At 68.5% G+C, this 15,479-nt stretch carries 22 protein-coding genes and 1 tRNA gene; 11 read left to right on the top strand and 12 right to left on the bottom strand.

The annotated features are described in order from the left end of the window. The 3 genes from AMR74_RS04725 to AMR74_RS04715 form a co-directional block, all read right to left on the bottom strand. On the bottom strand, positions 1-348 hold the full coding sequence (locus AMR74_RS04725) for a cupin domain-containing protein (protein ID WP_053770886.1): 348 nt from the start codon (positions 346-348) through the stop codon (positions 1-3). Continuing rightward, positions 345-1,133 carry an SDR family oxidoreductase gene (locus AMR74_RS04720; RefSeq protein ID WP_053770885.1) on the bottom strand — a complete coding sequence of 263 codons (789 nt, stop codon included), beginning with the start codon at positions 1,131-1,133 and terminating at the stop codon, positions 345-347. Before AMR74_RS04720 ends, AMR74_RS04725 begins: the two co-directional genes overlap by 4 nt. Positions 1,134-1,231: 98 nt before the next feature. Next, complete coding sequence (locus AMR74_RS04715; protein ID WP_053770884.1) at positions 1,232-2,551, bottom strand: DUF362 domain-containing protein; 1,320 nt, start codon at positions 2,549-2,551, stop codon at positions 1,232-1,234. A 224-nt stretch (positions 2,552-2,775) separates the two neighbouring features. Between AMR74_RS04715 and AMR74_RS04710 the strand changes: the two genes are divergently transcribed. The 6 genes from AMR74_RS04710 to AMR74_RS04685 all read left to right on the top strand — a co-directional run bounded on the left by AMR74_RS04710 (position 2,776) and on the right by AMR74_RS04685 (position 7,184). Then, positions 2,776-3,996, top strand: a complete 1,221-nt coding sequence (locus AMR74_RS04710) for a mandelate racemase/muconate lactonizing enzyme family protein (protein ID WP_053770883.1) — start codon at positions 2,776-2,778, stop codon at positions 3,994-3,996. Positions 3,997-4,175: 179 nt separating this feature from the next. After that, a complete protein-coding gene (locus AMR74_RS04705) occupies positions 4,176-5,336 on the top strand; it encodes an acyl-CoA dehydrogenase family protein (RefSeq protein ID WP_053770882.1) in 1,161 nt (386 codons plus the stop codon). A gap of 50 nt (positions 5,337-5,386) precedes the next feature. Further along, the gene (locus AMR74_RS04700; RefSeq protein WP_053770881.1) at positions 5,387-5,779 is read left to right on the top strand and encodes a CopG family ribbon-helix-helix protein; all 393 of its coding nucleotides are present in this window, start codon (positions 5,387-5,389) and stop codon (positions 5,777-5,779) included. Between the two features lie 78 nt (positions 5,780-5,857). Beyond that, positions 5,858-6,442, top strand: coding sequence for a methyltransferase family protein (locus tag AMR74_RS04695; RefSeq protein ID WP_053770880.1), 585 nt, complete (start codon positions 5,858-5,860; stop codon positions 6,440-6,442). A gap of 159 nt (positions 6,443-6,601) precedes the next feature. Further along, a complete protein-coding gene (locus AMR74_RS04690) occupies positions 6,602-6,838 on the top strand; it encodes a hypothetical protein (protein WP_053770879.1) in 237 nt (78 codons plus the stop codon). Next, positions 6,831-7,184: a type II toxin-antitoxin system PemK/MazF family toxin gene (locus tag AMR74_RS04685; protein WP_053770878.1), complete on the top strand. Its 354-nt coding sequence runs from the start codon at positions 6,831-6,833 to the stop codon at positions 7,182-7,184. Before AMR74_RS04690 ends, AMR74_RS04685 begins: the two co-directional genes overlap by 8 nt. Positions 7,185-7,355: 171 nt before the next feature. Here the strand turns inward: AMR74_RS04685 and AMR74_RS04680 are convergent, their stop codons facing one another. The 7 genes from AMR74_RS04680 to AMR74_RS04650 all read right to left on the bottom strand — a co-directional run bounded on the left by AMR74_RS04680 (position 7,356) and on the right by AMR74_RS04650 (position 12,006). Beyond that, positions 7,356-7,772: a PIN domain-containing protein gene (locus tag AMR74_RS04680; RefSeq protein WP_053770877.1), complete on the bottom strand. Its 417-nt coding sequence runs from the start codon at positions 7,770-7,772 to the stop codon at positions 7,356-7,358. A 9-nt stretch (positions 7,773-7,781) separates the two neighbouring features. Further along, positions 7,782-8,012: a hypothetical protein gene (locus tag AMR74_RS04675; protein ID WP_053770876.1), complete on the bottom strand. Its 231-nt coding sequence runs from the start codon at positions 8,010-8,012 to the stop codon at positions 7,782-7,784. A 244-nt stretch (positions 8,013-8,256) separates the two neighbouring features. Beyond that, positions 8,257-8,550, bottom strand: a complete 294-nt coding sequence (locus AMR74_RS04670; protein ID WP_004596730.1) for a chorismate mutase — start codon at positions 8,548-8,550, stop codon at positions 8,257-8,259. A 22-nt stretch (positions 8,551-8,572) separates the two neighbouring features. Next, a complete protein-coding gene (locus AMR74_RS04665; RefSeq protein ID WP_053770875.1) occupies positions 8,573-9,466 on the bottom strand; it encodes a shikimate kinase in 894 nt (297 codons plus the stop codon). A gap of 97 nt (positions 9,467-9,563) precedes the next feature. After that, positions 9,564-10,193 carry a hypothetical protein gene (locus AMR74_RS04660; RefSeq protein WP_053770874.1) on the bottom strand — a complete coding sequence of 210 codons (630 nt, stop codon included), beginning with the start codon at positions 10,191-10,193 and terminating at the stop codon, positions 9,564-9,566. Next, positions 10,190-10,651, bottom strand: coding sequence for a hypothetical protein (locus AMR74_RS04655; protein WP_053770873.1), 462 nt, complete (start codon positions 10,649-10,651; stop codon positions 10,190-10,192). The genes AMR74_RS04660 and AMR74_RS04655 overlap by 4 nt, the downstream gene beginning before the upstream one ends. Then, a complete protein-coding gene (locus AMR74_RS04650; RefSeq protein ID WP_053770872.1) occupies positions 10,648-12,006 on the bottom strand; it encodes a hypothetical protein in 1,359 nt (452 codons plus the stop codon). The genes AMR74_RS04655 and AMR74_RS04650 overlap by 4 nt, the downstream gene beginning before the upstream one ends. Positions 12,007-12,164: 158 nt before the next feature. Here AMR74_RS04650 and AMR74_RS04645 point away from each other — a divergent pair, with 158 nt between their 5' ends. From AMR74_RS04645 to AMR74_RS18390, 5 genes are all read left to right on the top strand, one after another. Further along, on the top strand, positions 12,165-12,623 hold the full coding sequence (locus AMR74_RS04645) for a DUF5796 family protein (RefSeq protein WP_053770871.1): 459 nt from the start codon (positions 12,165-12,167) through the stop codon (positions 12,621-12,623). Between the two features lie 19 nt (positions 12,624-12,642). Beyond that, complete coding sequence (locus AMR74_RS04640) at positions 12,643-12,882, top strand: DUF7508 domain-containing protein (protein ID WP_053770870.1); 240 nt, start codon at positions 12,643-12,645, stop codon at positions 12,880-12,882. Between the two features lie 72 nt (positions 12,883-12,954). Further along, positions 12,955-13,311 (top strand): ferredoxin, encoded by a 357-nt coding sequence (locus AMR74_RS04635; RefSeq protein ID WP_053770869.1) that lies wholly within the window; start codon positions 12,955-12,957, stop codon positions 13,309-13,311. Between the two features lie 45 nt (positions 13,312-13,356). Further along, a tRNA-Leu gene (locus tag AMR74_RS04630) sits at positions 13,357-13,441 on the top strand. Between the two features lie 421 nt (positions 13,442-13,862). Further along, positions 13,863-14,330 carry a hypothetical protein gene (locus AMR74_RS18390; protein ID WP_139042959.1) on the top strand — a complete coding sequence of 156 codons (468 nt, stop codon included), beginning with the start codon at positions 13,863-13,865 and terminating at the stop codon, positions 14,328-14,330. Positions 14,331-14,585: 255 nt separating this feature from the next. On the opposite strand, the gene AMR74_RS04620 is transcribed toward AMR74_RS18390, so the two are convergent. Then, on the bottom strand, positions 14,586-14,804 hold the full coding sequence (locus AMR74_RS04620; protein ID WP_053770867.1) for a hypothetical protein: 219 nt from the start codon (positions 14,802-14,804) through the stop codon (positions 14,586-14,588). 164 nt (positions 14,805-14,968) lie between these two features. Continuing rightward, on the bottom strand, positions 14,969-15,412 hold the full coding sequence (locus AMR74_RS04615) for a CBS domain-containing protein (RefSeq protein WP_053770866.1): 444 nt from the start codon (positions 15,410-15,412) through the stop codon (positions 14,969-14,971). Between the last annotated feature and the right edge of the window lie 67 nt (positions 15,413-15,479).

Here is a 15,479-nt window from a genome sequence, read left to right as displayed (position 1 = left end):
TCACTCCTCCCGGTCCGTCCAGAAGTCGAACGAGCGCCCGGGCGCGAACACGTCGAGGCCGACCGCGCGCTCGTCGCCGGTGTTCTCGACCCTGTGGGGCTCGTTGGCCTCTAAGAGGACCGAGTCGTTCTTCTGAAGCGTGACCTCGTCGTCCTCGGAGACGACAGTGAGCTCGCCCTCCAGGCAGAGGCACACCTGCTCGTTCTCGTGGTCGTGCATCGGGGAGCTGTGGCCCGGCGGCTTCTCGAACCACTCGAAGGAGAACCGGTCGCTGCCCGCCATCGAGACGCGGCGCCAGCCCTCGTCGGGCTCGTACGTCTCCGCCTCGTCGAACGCCACCGGCTTCATAGGTTCGCTCCGGTGGAGCCGCCGTCGATCGGGAGGGCGGTGCCGTTGACGTACCCCGACTTCGGCGACGAGAGGAAGGCGACGGTGTTGCCGAGCTCCATCGGGTCGCCGATGCGTTCGAGCGGGTTCTGTGCCCAGTCGTCGAGCCCCTCCTCGTAGGAGTCGTAGTCGCCGCGCTCGACGGCGGCCTCGACGAGGTCCCGGATTCGGCTCGTCTCGTGGGGGCCCGGCAGGACCGCGTTCGCGCGTACCTCCGGGGCGAACTCCTTCGAGAGCGTCTTCTCCAGACCGATGACGCTCATCCGCACGGAGTTCGACAGCACGAGGCTGTCGATGGCCTCCTTGACGCTGCGGGAGGTCACGTTGACGATAGTGCCGCCGTCGCCCTCCTTGAGGTACGGATACGACTCCCGCGCCAGTCGGACGACGCTCATCACGAGCAGGTCGTAGGCGTGCTGCCAGTCCTCGTCGTCGGTGTCGAGGAACGCGCCGGAGGGCGGGCCGCCGGCGCTCGTCACGAGGTGGTCGATCGTGCCGAACTCGTCGACGGTCGCTTCCACGAGCGCCGCGACCTCGTCGGCGTCGGTCAGGTCCGCCGAGTGGGCGACGACCTCGCCGGTCGCGACGGCCTCGACCTCGGCTTTCGCGTCCCCCAGCCGCCCCTCGTCGCGGCCGTTGATGACGACGTCGACGCCCTCGCGTGCGAGCGCCTTCGCCGATGCCTTGCCGAGCCCGCTGGACGATGCGGTGACGAGCGCCGCGTTGCCGTCGATCTGTAGGTCCATGTCTCACCGATCCCGAGTACGGCGTGAAAACGTTTGCCTACAGGCAACCGGGCGGTCTCAGGCGGCGACGCGGCGGGTTCGACCGGTCGACGCGAGCGCTACGGGTCCGCGTCGCCGTCGCTCGCCGGCTCGAATCCCGCCGTCCCCGCGTCGAACGTCACCGTCTCGCGGCCGGTCACGACCGCGGCTTCGGGGAGGTCCTCGATCAGGGCGTCGGAGACGCGGAACTCGCCGAGCTCCTGCGTGTTCCGGATCCACACGATCCGGGCGCTCTCCGGGTCGTACGCCCCCAGCGCGGCCGCCGCGGTCCGGAGCGCGAACTCGTCGTCGGGCGCGACCACGGGGAGCTTCGACTTCGCGAGCGAGCCGCTCGTGAGCGCGTTCGCGTACGACTTCGTCAGGTCCAGCTGGTCGACCGCGGCCCGCCGGGTGAGGTCCGCCAGCCCGATCCCGTTGCCGTTCCCCTTCGTCGCCTCGGTGAGTCCCCGGACGTAGATGAGGTCGATGTCGGGCGTCTCGGGGTCGGGCGCGTTGAGGACGCGGTACCGACCGATGACGTTCGTGTCCATGCCGGCGCCCGAGATCTCCTTGCCGATCTCGTCGACGACCAGGAGGTCGACGTCGTCGACCGGCAGCGTCGGCATCTCCTCGTAGGCGCGCTCCAGCAGCGCCGGCTCGCGGTCAAGGAACGAGCCCGCCGGGACGCCCTCGACGTGGCCGATCTCCTCCTCGAAGTTCTCGACGAGGGCGACGCCGCCGACGATCGGAGTCTCCTCCTCGATGACGTCGAGCGCCGCCGCCAGCGTCTCGACGTACCCCTCGGCGATCGCCGTCGAGTGGAACGTCTTCGCGCCGCGCTGCTTGCCGAGCCCGACGACGGTCATCTTCGCGAGCCCGCTCTCGATCGGCCCGGTGAAATTGGTGTGGGCCTTCACGCGGTTCACCACCAGGGCCGCGTCCGCTTCGAGCGCCGCCTCGGCGAAGTACACCGGCGTCTCGGCGTCGCCGACGGACACGGTCGCCAGCTCCGCCGCCGCCATGCGCGCGTCGATCGGCGCGCCGACGGACTCCTCGGTGACGCCGAGCGCCGCCAGCACCTCGCGCTGTCCCTCGGGCGTCGCGCCGCCGTGACTGCCCATCGCGGGCACGACGACCGGGTCGAAGCCCCGCTCGTCGAGGCGGTCGACGACCCCCGCCGCGACCTCGTCGATGCGGTCGATCCCGCGGCTGCCCACCCCGACCGCCACGGTCGCGCCCGCGGAGAGACCGTCGAGGTCGAGCGCGCCGAGCGACTCGCGCGCGGCCCCGACGGGGTCGTCGAGGCGCTCCGTCCGCGGCTCGTACCGCACCCGCGCGAACTCCGGAAGCGGCTGCGGGTCGATGAGTCCGTCGACGTCGGCTCGCTCGGGGAACTCCATACGGGGCCCCTCGCGGCGCCGATACAAAAGCTGCCGGTGGCGGATCGCCGCCGGATCGCCCGGGACGGTATCCGGTTCCGCCCGGGCCGTCTCGACCGAGAGCATTGCCGATACAGCGTTCTACTTGTAGCCGTGTGACTCCGCAGCACACGTGCGGACGGCCGACCCCGAGGCGCCAGCGAGCTTCCGCCGCCCCGCGTTCGAGACCGCTACCACCACCACACATGCGAGACTACTCAGACCAGATCGACACCCGCGACCCGGACCGAGACGTACGGATCACCGGCCTCGACGCCTGCGTCGTCGAGGGGAACTTCGAGTGGAACCTGATCAAAGTCGAGACCGACGCCGGCGTCACCGGGATCGGTGAGGCGTACCGCGGCGGCGGGATCCCGGAGCTCGTCGACTACACGAACCGGTTCCTCGTCGGCGAGAATCCGCTCGACGCGGGGCGGCTCGTGCGGTACATCTTCCAGGAGATGTCGGGCCACGGCGGTACGACCGGGAAGGTCGTCACCGCGGCGTCGGGCATCGAGATCGCGCTCCTGGACGCCGCCGGGAAGATCCTCGGGCTCCCGGTCTACCAGCTGCTCGGCTCGAAGTACCGCGACGAGGTTCGGCTCTACTGCGACTGCCACGCCGGCGAGGCGTACGCGGTCGAGGACGGCGCGACCGCCTACGCCGACGCGGAGGCGTACTCGCCCGAGGCGTACGCCGCCGAGGCCGCGCGCGTCACCGACATGGGCTTCTCCGCGCTGAAGTTCGACCTCGACCTCCCCGCGGACAACGAGAACGACCCGTACAACGGGCGCCTGACGAACGCGGCGATCCGGGAGAAAAAGGAGATCGTCGCGGCCGTGCGCGACGAGATCGGGTACGACGTCGACCTCGCGTTCGACTGCCACTGGGACTACTCCGTCGAGAGCGCGAAGCGGCTCGCCCACGAGTTGGAGGAGTTCGACCTGATGTGGCTCGAAGACCTCGTCCCGCCCGAGAACATGGAGGCGCAAAAGGAGGTGACGAAGGCGACGCGGACGCCGGTCGCGACCGGCGAGAACCGCTTCCGCGTGTTCGAGCTGTCGGACCTGATCTACGACCACGGCGTCGACATCGTTACCCCCGACCCGACGACCGTCGGCGGGCTCACGGAGACGATGCGGATCGCCGACCGCGCCGAGGAGAACTACGTGCCGCTGTCCCCGCACAACGTCTGTAGCCCGGTCGGGACGATGGCCTGCGTCCACCTCGGCGCCGCCACGCCGAACTTCGACCTGCTGGAGTACCACGCGCTGGAGGTCGACTGGTGGGACGACCTACTGGCGCGCGACGAGCCGCTGATCGAGGACGGCCGCATCGCGGTGCCGGAGGCGCCCGGGCTCGGGATCGAGCTCGACGAGGCCGTCGTCGAGGAGCACCTGCTCGACGGGACGGACGGCTGGGACTGAGGCGCCGCGAGGGGGCGCTCGCCGACTGGGGTCCCGGGTGATCGCCGGCCCGCTTCCGGGGGCTCCGCCCGGCGGCGGTTTCGGCGTCGCGCCCGGCTCACTCGACGGCGAAATCGGCGGTTTTGGTCCCTGAGCGGACACAACTATACTTATTTATCCGTGGGATCGCAAGCGATCGTATGCTTGATTACTTCGACATGGAGTCGACGCTGTCAGAGGAGGAGCGGCTGCTCGTCGACTCCGCGCGGTCGTTCGTCGAGGGGGAGGTCCCGGACATGGGAGACCACTGGATCGAGGGCACGTTCCCCACGGAACTGATCCCGAAGATGGGCGAGATGGGCTTTTACGCGCCGAACCTCGACGGAGACGGCCTGCCGGGCGTCAGCGAGACGGCGTACGGCCTGCTGATGCGCGAACTCGAGGCGTGCGACTCCGGGCTCCGCTCGATGGCGAGCGTCCAGGGGGCGCTGGTAATGTACCCGATCCACGCCTTCGGCAGCGACGAGCAGAAGGAGGAGTGGCTCCCGCGGCTCGGCACCGGCGACGCGGTCGGCTGCTTCGGGCTCACGGAGCCGGAGCACGGGTCGAACCCCTCCGCGATGGAGACGATGGCCGAGCCGGACGGCGACGGGTACGTCCTGAACGGCTCGAAGACGTGGATCACGAACTCCCCGATCGCCGACGTCGCGGTCGTGTGGGCGAAGGACCACGGCGAGGAGGGGACGCCGGTCCGCGGCTTCCTCGTCGAGACCGACCGCGACGGCGTCACGACGAACGAGATCGACGAGAAGCTCAGCCTCCGGGCGTCGATCACGGGCGAGATCAGCCTCCAGAACGTCCGCGTCCCGGCCGAGAACCGCCTCCCCGGCGTTGAGGGCATGAAGGGCCCGCTGTCGTGTCTGACGCAGGCCCGCTACGGCATCGCGTGGGGCGCGGTCGGCGCCGCGCGGGACTGCTTCGAGGTCGCGCGCGAGTACGCCACCGACCGCGAGCAGTTCGGGAAGCCGATCGGCGGCTTCCAGATGCAACAGGAGAAGCTCGCGGAGATGGCGACGCAGATCACGCTCGCCCAGCTGCTCGCTCACCGGCTCGCGGACCTCAAGGAGGCCGGCGAGATGCGGCCGCAGCACGTCTCGATGGCCAAGCGTAACAACGTTCGGATGGCCCGCGACCAGTCGCGGATCGCCCGGGAGATGCTCGGCGGCAACGGGATCACAGCCGACTACTCGCCGATGCGCCACATGGCGAACATGGAGACGGTGTACACCTACGAGGGCACCCACGACATCCACACCCTGATCCTCGGCGAGGACCTCACCGGGATCCAGGCGTATCAGTAAGCGGACCGGCATACCGACCCTCTTGTGCCCGCGGGCCCGACGACGAGGTGATGCGAACGAGTTTCAACGTCCCCGAGGGGTTGATCGAGGAGTTCGACCGGACGTGGCGGGATGAAGGGATCGAGAACCGGTCGCGGGCGGTCCGGGAGGCGATGCGGGAGTACGTCGAGTCGCACGCGCGGCTCGAAGACACGGCGGGCGAGGTCGTCGCGCTCCTCGGCTTCGACTACCGTCACCACGAGGTGATCCGGGAGCTCCACGGCGTCCAACACGAGTACCAGGACGTCATCCTCAACACGAGTCACACGCACCAAGGAGAGTGGTGTCTCGAGTCCCTGTTCTGCCGCGGCGACGCCGCCCGCGTCCGGGAACTGACGTACCGGCTGCGCGACTTCGACGCCGTTCGCCGCGTGAAGGTGATGATGATCCGGGACGGCGATTGACTTCGGAGTTTCCGGACCTCCAGCGCGGAACCGGCCGGACCGTGGATTTGATACCTGTCGGTTCGTCAATCAGACTCGATGCTCGTACTCGTCGCGTTCGCCGCCGCGGCGGGCTGCCTCCTCGGGCTGTCGGCGCTGATGGTCGCCTCCCTGCTCGCGCCCGAGCGTCGGCTCTGGCCCGCGGGCGACGACGACCGGAAGCGCCGGGTCTACCTCGCGTTCAGCCGCCCGCTGTTGCCCGCGGTGTTCGCGACTGGCGTCCTCAACTGGAACGCCGGCCCGCTCGCGGCCCCGTGGCACCTCGGCGTCGGCGCCGTCGGCGTGCTGGTCGCGTTCGGGGTTCTCGGCAGGTCCGCCGTCGACCTCGGGCAGGAGGCGACCGAAGGGCGCAAAGACGAGCTCCGGACCGACGGCCTCTATCGGTACACCCGCAACCCCCAGAACGTCGGCTACGTCCTTCTGTTCGCGACGTACGCCGTCCTCGCGAACTCCCCGCTCGTCGGTGTGTTGACCGTCGAATTCGCCGTCGTCACCGTGCTCCAGGTGCTCGCCGAGGAAGCCTGGCTCCGCGAGGTCTACGGGGACGCCTACGACGAGTACTGCGAGCGCGTCCGCCGGTTCGTCGGCGTCAGGACGCTCACGCGCGCGCTCGGCGACGACTAACCCCGACACCGGTCCGACACGCCGAGCCGCTTCCCGATTCTCCCGCCGCTCCGCCTCGCTCAGGTAGCTGAAATCCATAATACACCTATACCCGCTACGGGGAAATTCGTGGGTAATAGTGGGCAACACATATCAGCGGTGGGTCCGTACCATTCGTCGATGAAAGTCGACGCGACAGACCTCAAAACGAAGGAGACGGACGACCGGGGTCGAGTCTACCTCGGCACCGAGTACGCGAACAAGCGCGTCACCGTCGCCGTCGTCGAGGTCGAGTCCGACAAGCCGGACGACGACGAGCTGGCAGCCGCCTATCGGGAGGCCTCCGAGAGCGCGGAGGCGCTCGCCGCGGAGTGGAGCGAAACGTCCGACGAAGCGTGGGAACGCCTCGATGAGTGACGGCACGGACGTGCGACGGGGCGATGTGGTAATCGTTCGACTCGACCCCGCCGAGGGACAGGGGATGAAGAAGACGCGCCCGGCCGTGGTCGTTCAAAACGATATCGGAAACCGGAACTCCAGTACGACCATTGTCGCGCCCGTCACGGGGACCTACCGCGACTATCCGTTCGAGGTGTTCGTCGAAGCGGACGGGTCACCGCTCGAAAAGAATTCGTCAGTCCGGCTCGACCAGCTTCGAACCGTCTCGGTTCCGGAACGGGTTCACTCGGTCGTCGGTTCACTCGACGGACCCACGATGGCTGAAGTCGACGAGGCGTTACAGCTGAGTCTCGGCCTCGACTGAGCTACCGGCTCTCTCTTTGTTCAACTTTGTTCAGGTGGCTGAAATTCATGATAGATTCTCGTGAAAATAGTGTCTAATCACGCGCCCAATACCACAGAAATCGGAATACAGAGGGTGTGTATTGGTGTCGTATATAAATAGGTCTCCGCTGTTTTAGGGCGTTCCGATCGGCTAACGTGTGTCGAACGAGTCGATCACGTCGCTCGTCGAATACGTCTCGACGTGAGTCTGTTCGTCGAAATCAGTATCATCACTCCAGACTGCCGCGTCCTCTGCCAGGGCGCACGCGACATATAGCACGTCGTCGGGATCTGTTTCACCGATCGCTGCTTCGGCCTCTTCGATGTGCGGATAGAACTCTTGGGCGGGAACGACCTCTATGTACTGAAACAGGAGGTCGATAAACTGGGCGACTCGCTCTGGACTCATGCCGGACTTCTGGACGATCAACTCTGTGTAGTTCTCGATCTCGTCGTAGACGAATTCGGGTGTCAGTAGGTCGGGTTCGAGTGTGACAATATGTTCACGGGTTTTCGAGTCAGCGATGAGTGCGGAGATGACGACGTTGGCATCGACGACCAGCTTCATTCGTCGAGGCTACTCCGATTCCTCTTCCACGCGGTCGCGTGCGCTCGCGTTGATTTTATTGGCGATCTCCGCGACATCGCTCTCGGTGAGTTCACTCCCGGACGTGAGTTCGTCCATCACGTCGAGCGTCTCGATCTTGTCCTGAATAGCCTGTCGGGTGACCTCGCTCCAGTTGATCTCTGGATGTTGCTCCATTCGGTCTTTCAGATCGTCATCGACGTTGACGGTGATACTCGGCATACAGGAAACTATGCGTACACAGAATATTGTGTCTTTGGGTCGAGACGCAGTAAGAACTGACCGATAGCTTCGCGGTGTTCGTCTTATCGAGACTGAACGGAGTGTTATTGGAACGTATGCGATACGGATCAGTATCCGGTCTTCCGGCTGCTCACCGACTCTGATCGAACGCGAAGAACGCCTCAGAACCGAACTTCAGATGACTAATTAGAAGTTAGAGCGCCTGAGGTGCGTGTATTCGGCCTCACCGACTCTCTCTTTGCTCAACTTTGTTCAACTCGATCAGTAGCCGGAAGATGGCCTTCACCAGGTTGGCGTCCACGTCGAAGCGCTCGGCGTTCTCGCCGGCGCGCTCCATCACCCGCTCCTCCTGCCCCTCGTCGGTCGTCGGCAGGTCGCGCTCCTCCTTCACGGCCGCCACGGTGTCGGCGACGTACGTCCGGCGGGCGATCAGCTCGACTATCTCGCGGTCGATGTCCTCGATCTCGTGTCGCAGTTCGTCGAGGCTCCGGTCCTCCGCGTTGGGTGTGTCGCTCATTGGTAGTGGGGTAGTGGTGTGGTCACTCGACGGCCGCGCCGTCGTTTCTGGTCGCCGATCGTCGCAGCGTTCCGGGGCGGTCGCCCCAAGCGTCGGCGACCGCGTCGAGGTCGGTCTCGGGGTCGTCGGGGGCCGCGACGGCGACGACGCTCGGGCCGGTCCCCGACAGCGACACCGCGGTCGCGTGGGGCATCGCCTCGACCGCGGGGTCGGCGTCGAAGCCGAGTGCGGCCGAGAACGCCAGCCCGTTCACCGTCATCGCCTCGCCGTACCGGCCGTCGAGCGCGAGGTCGGCGACGAGGTCCGCCATCGGCGCGACGGCCTCGCAGCGCGCCACGTCGGCGTCGGCCGAGTAGGCCCGCTCGGGCGGGGTCCAGACGAGGGCGTCCCAGTCGACCGCCTCGCGACGGCGCAGCTCGTCGGCGCCGTTGTCGGTGACGGTGACGCCGCCGAGCATCGACGCGGTCGCGTCATCGAACGCGCCCGTGACCGTGACGCCGGCCTCGCGGGCCGCGCGCACGCCGAGCCGGCAGGCCGCGAGGCGGGTGACGTCGACCGCGGGGTCGTCCGGATCGTCGCCGACCGCGAGCCCGAGCGCGTCGCAGGTCGCGAGGACGGCCGCGTTGGCGGCCGCGCTGGAGCTCTTTAGACCCGCCGCCAGCGGCACGTCGCTGTCGGTCCGGACGCGGCCGCCCTCGCCGTCGCCCCAGCGGTCGGTCGCGAGCGCGACGCAGCGCTCGATCAGGTCGGTGTCGGCGGCGGCGTCCTCGGCTATCTCGCCCTCCACGCCGTCGGCCGCGGGGTCCAGCTCGACCGTCGCGCGCGTCTCGACGTCGAGGCCGAACGCCGCGCCCGTGCCGGTCGCGAGCGCGTTCAACACGGTCCCGGCGCCGAGCGCCGCCGCCTGTCCCTCCATGGGTTCACGGCTCGCGACCGCGGACAAAGAGGTAGCGATCACGGCGAGTCTCTCTGCCGAGAGCGGACCGGAAACAGCGGCCACGATCGGGGTCGCGTCAGAGCGGCTCCGCGCGCCGCACCGCCGCGTCGACGGCGTACCGGTCGCGCTCGGGACGGACCGGCGTCTCGTCGCTCTCGAAGCGGATCGTCACGTCGAACGACCGCGAGCGGCCCTCCCCGAACCGGTCGTCCGGGGAGAAGCGGCGCGTGACGTAGCCGAAGCCGACCGCCTCGCGCTCGTCCGTGCCCGGTCTGACGGCGTACGCGTCGGCGCGGAACTCGACGGTCCCGTACTCGAACCGGCCGGCGTTCCGGACGGTCAGGCGGGCCCGAACTCTGGTCCACCCGCCGCCTTCCGTCACCTCGCGGACGGTCGCGTCGGTCACGACGAGCCCGGAGCCGTCGGGACCGACCTCGTCCGGGGTCGACGCGTCTTCGGACGCGTCCCCGTCGCTTCCAGCGTCGCCGCCGGACCCGCTTTCGTCCCCGTCGCCGTCTGCGTCGCTCCCGTTCGCACCGTCGCCCGTCTGCCGGGCGTCCGAGCCCTCCTCCTCCGACGTGACGAGGCAGCCGGCCAGGAGTCCGGCGGCGCCGACCGCGAGGACGCCTCGCCGCGACGCGCGTCGGATCGGTCTGTCCGGCCGGCCGTCGTCGCCGGAGCCGGGCCGACCGAAGTCGGCGGTCATCGCATCACCGTCCCGAGGACGCCGGTCGACGCGCCGACGGCGCCGGCGACGAACGCGGTCGCGAGCGTCGGGACGACGGCGTCGACGAGGCCGTGCGCCTGTGCGGCGGCGTCGCCCTGCGAGACCACGATCACCGTGACCGCGATCAGCCCGTACGCCAGCGCACCGAGGCCCGTCCCGAGCCCGCAGGTCGTCGCCGCGGAGCCGACGCCGCGGGCGCGGGACCCGATGAGGACGCCGAGGACGCCGGCCAGCGGGACGGCGGAAACGAGGACGGTCGCGGTCGCGGCGAGGTAGGACTGCGCGACGAACACGGGGCCGAACCGCGCCGTCTCGCCGGTCGCGGCGGTCGCGAGCGCCGCCTCCGCCCAGCCCGTCGCGGCCGCGCCGACGATGCCGACGCCGACGCCGACCAGGCCGAACACGGCGGCGACGAGACCGATCTGTTTCGCGTTCACGCGCCGGTCACCCACCCGTGCCGCAGGCGACCGTGCCACCCGGTCCGCTCCTCCCACGCGTCGCCCGAGAAGCCGGTCGCGAGCAGGAACTCGCCCGCCCGGACGAGGTAGCCGTACTGGACGCCGGCATGCTCGTCGAAGCCGTACCGCTCGCCCTCCGCCTCGCGGTGGTAGAAGCGGTGCCAGGCCGTCGGGCCGTCGTCGGTCTCGCCGTCCGCGTCGGAGGCGTTTCCGCTCTCGGTGGCGTTTCCGTCCGCGGACGCGTTCCCGCTGAAGTCGGACCCGGCGAGCGTCGCCTCGGGATCGACCGGCGCGCGGCCCTCCGTCGCTCCCTCGTCGAGGGCCGTCGAGAGCCGCGCCTCGGCGGTCTCGGCGTCCGGGTAGCGCTGGACGTGGACCGGGACGCCGTCGAGTTCGCGGGGCCAGCCTTCGAACGCCTCCCGGCGGCGGGTCCCCAGCGGCGGCCGCCGCGCGTACGCGACGAACAGCTCCTCGACGCGGTCCTCCGGCTGGGGGATCGGGCCGAGACGAGCGCGGAGCTCCCGCTGCCGCTCGGAGTCGAACGCGTCGCCGTAGATGCGCGGGATCCGGTCGCGGTCGACCCCGTCGCGGTCGTAGGGTCGGTGCGCGTACGTCGAGAAGTCGCGGCTCGCGACAGCGAGCTCGACGAGCGTGCCGCCCGTGACGCGGCCGCGCTCGGGGTCCTCGGGCGGGAGCGGCGCCAGCAGTCGGCGGAACAGCCGGTTGTAGATCGGGTCCCGAGAGAACTCCTCCTCGACGTAGATGGAGGTCCCGACGCTCGCGAGGTCGCGGCGCATGCGGTCGAGCTCCTCCAGCGCGCGGTCGACGTCGTTGCGCGGGGCGAACTCCCGCAGGACCGCGACGTGGCGGTCGACGCGGGCGCGGATCCGCGGGCCGGGCGAGAAGTGGGGTTCGAGCGCCGCGGCCGCGCGGTCGGCGGCGGTCTCGCCCGCGGCCGCGACCGCGTCGACTTGTTCGGTCGCGATCGCCGCCTCCTCGTCGACGGTCGCGCGGACCGAGCGGACCGTCGCGACCGCGTCGGCTATCGCGTCGCGGTAGGTCGCGACCGCCGCCGGGTACTCGGTCGCGAACCACACCGCGTCGTCGACGACCGCGCGCGTCGCCGTCGCCAGCGCGGCGTTGGCGTCCGGCGGGCCGCCGTCGGTCTGCTCGGGCGGGTCGTCGGGAGGGCCGTCTTCGGGCGGGTCGCCGACGGGGTCGCCCCCGTCGCCCGCGGCGGCGTCGGGGTACTGGACGCCCTCGACGCCGAGACACCCGGCGGTCCCGGCGAGGGCGACGCCGACCCCGAGAAGCGCCCGTCGCGTCCGTTGCATGCCACGCACTCCCCGCGGCAGGAACTTAAATGTGGTACGCCGATTCTCGCGGCTGAGGCCGCCCCACCGCGCGGCGTTCGGGGCGGTTCGTCGACGGGCGCGCGTCGGCGCGAGGCCCGAGCGCGTCCCTTTTGAGGCCGGCACTCCGAGCGTCGCGTATGTCCGCGCCATCACGCAGCGACGTGCCGCCGACCTCGATCGGCGTCGACCTCCGCGAGGAGGGCGTCGTCGTCGAGTACCTCGACGGCCGAACGACCCTCTACCGGGGCGTCCCCGAGTCCGCCGAGGGGTCGGTGACCGCCGGCCCCGGCAAGGAGACCCACGTCCTCGTCACCGACCCCACGGAGACGGAGGGCGTGATGACGTACGTCAACGACTACAAGACCGACGACGAGATATTGGAGGAGTCCGGCGTCGGCCGCGTCATCGTTGAGGACGGCGAGCGCGACGAGGTGTTCCCCGGCGTGATCGTCGGCCGCGAGGGGCAGCGCAACGAGGTGATCGCCGACCCCGAGGTCGCCGGCGGGCGCGTGTTCGTCTTCGTCGAGGACGGCTGGACCGAGGGGAGCTACGAGATCGTCGAAGCCCCAGAGGACGGCCTCGACGCGCACCGATGACGGGAGCGAGGGCGACGCCGTGAGCCTCGCGAAGCCCTGGCGCGACCTCGACCGCTCGACCGTCGGGAGCGCGCCGAGCCGCTACGCGCTGTACGAGCTCGGCGACGCCGACGGCGACACGGTCGGGTTCGGCACCGGCGTCCTCCGCGACGAGCTGAAGGAGGCGCTGGCGTACGGCGACGCCGCGAAGGTCCGGTGGGAGCTGGCCGACTCGCTCGAGCACACCGAGCGCCTGCTCGCGGAGCACACGGACGGCTGACGCCCGTCGCCTCGATCCGAACGAGCGGGAACGACCGACAGACGAAAGGCCCGCGACCGCCGAAGAAGCGACATGAGCGACGAGGCCGAGACCGACGGCGGCGACGAGGTGCTCCGCGCCAGCGACATCGGCGGCGAGGGACCGCCGATCGACGAGAAGCCGTACAAGATCGTCTTCGAGGCGAACAAGTGTTTCGGGGCGGGCAAGTGCGCCGAGGTCGCGGACAACTGGGTGATGGACGTGGTGAGCGGGATGGCGAAGCCCGAGGCGTACTACATCGGCGAGGAGGACCTCGAAGAGAACGTCCGCGCGGCCGAGGCGTGTCCCGCGAAGAAGGACGCGGGCGTGATCCACGTCGTCGACCGCCGCACCGACGAGGAGATCGCGCCGGACCCGCACGGCGACGGGACGCTGTCGGTCGACTGGTAGGACTTCCGAAAGGGGTTTCACCTCGCCGCGGATAGCGGGACCCGCGCGGGGGTGGCTGAGCCTGGCCAAAAGCGGCGGACTTAAGATCCGCTCCTGTAGAGGTTCGAGGGTTCGAATCCCTTCCCCCGCATGCTGTCACGAACAATACGTGAGCGACAGCACTAGGAGCAGAAGGGATTCGAACTAGGGAGCGAGAAGTGAGCGAGCCGCGTCGCGGCGAGCGAACGTGGTTCGAATCCCTTCCCCCGCATTGCTGCTGCGAGCAACCCGCGAGCAGCAGTAATCGGACGAGAGGGGATACGGATCAGGGGGCTTTGTTGAAATCCTTAACAGGGGATATGTTCTTGGAGCCATGCTAAATACAGGGCGCGTATCGGTCACGGCATTGCTGATAGCAATCGAGTAGTTGATACAGCCGTTGCCCAAAACAGAGCGTCTCCCCCGTCTCACGTGGAACTGGATTCGGTCCACCCTCTCTCCCCTTGATGGCGATGGTCGGGCAGGCTTGTTCTGACCCAGTATTCATATTAAATCGAAAAGAACATACAACCGTGCCCTCCACAGAGTCACGCCGGAGACTACTGATGGCCGCCGGAGCCGCCCTCTCGATCCCGCTTTCTGGGTGTTCGTCTGTCTCGGAGTTCACCCGGAAATCGAGCCCAATCTCTATTACGGAGGTGTGGGTAAAGAACCTCGGCGACAGCCCTGCCGTATTCGATGTCGTTATCGAGGATGTAACCGATAACGAGGTCGTATTCTGGGAAACACATCCAACGCGACCAATGGCCGACCGAGACGAGGACGGGGACGAGGAAATTGACATACACTCGTGGGAAAACCCTGTTCAGTCACCCGGGAATTATGCGCTCCACGCTCGTGTTGAGCCGGATGACGAAACTGGTGAGAAGCAGGTAACATCTACTCAGTTACAGACCAACGCGGACTGTCTGAGTATTTTGGTCGAAATCGATATTATGGGTGAACTCTCAATCGGCGTGGATACACAAGACGCCTGCTGACAGAAGCAGGAACCGACCCCCCTAACTATAGTTTCTCTCACACGTCGGTGCTTCATATGTGCGTTCGAATCGGCAGTTCTCTGAGAAGCTATTGGATCGCTCGCTGAGGTTATCCTCTGGGTCCCGCACACCGATCCTATCAATTCTTAAGGATTTCAACAGAGCTAATCAGGGAACGGAGCGAGCGCAGCGAGCGGAGTGAGTGAGGTTCGAATCCCGTCCCACGCATTCCTGCGGCGAGAGCGCGACGCCGACTCACGACCGCTCGTTGAGCAGTCGCGTCGCGCGGCCGTACCCCTTCCGAAGCAGTCGGGCGGCGCCGATCAACGTCAGGACGGCGGCGCCGACGACGACGCCGAGGTGAACGACCTGAAACGACGGCACCGGGGTGTACCGCCCGAGAATTAGCAGGACGGTCAACAGGAGCCACAGCAGGTACGCACCGATTCCGAGTCGGTAGAGGGCCGCGTACATAGGTCCGGATACCGGCGGCGGCGGAAAAAGCGCACCGACGGCGGCCGGGGCGGCGAGCTAACAGCAGAACATGAACGGGTACACCAGAGCGACGCGGTCGAGGACATGGCGGTCGCGGAGGGGATCGTCGGCGACGACGACTGAGGGCACCTAACCGGCGGTCCTCAGTCGCGGAGCCGGTCGGACCGCTCCGACCACCCGGTCGCGTCCGTCGCGAGGTCGCGGACCTCCCGGCGGATCCCGGCGTAGTTGTCGACGATGTCCTGCGTGGTGACGATCCCCTCGGGCGTCACGCCGTCGACGACGACGAGCTTCTTGACGCCCTCCGAGCGCATGCGCTCGGTCGCGCTCCGGAGGGTCGCGCTCGGCCGAACGGTGACGAGCGGGGCGCTCGCGGCCTCCCGAACCGGGATCGAAGACAGGGGGTCGTCGGTGACGTACCCGGCGTGGAGGACGTCGCTTTCGGTGAGGATCCCGGCGGGCGTCCCGCCGTCCGTGACGACGACGCTGCCGATCCGGTTGCGGAGCATCGACTCCGTGGCGTCCCGGACCGTGGCGCCGACGTCACAGGTCACGAGGTCCGTCGTCATCACTTCCTCGACCAGCATGGGTAGCGGTACCGCGGCGGGGTACTTGTAGGTGACTGGGGCGGCCGCCCCGAGGGTCATCGCGCGA

Source organism: Halorubrum tropicale (assembly GCF_001280455.1).
In the GTDB taxonomy this organism is placed as follows: Archaea; Halobacteriota; Halobacteria; order Halobacteriales; family Haloferacaceae; genus Halorubrum; species Halorubrum tropicale.
Note: the sequence above shows the minus strand (reverse complement) of the source record. Positions and strands in the feature narration are given on the sequence as shown.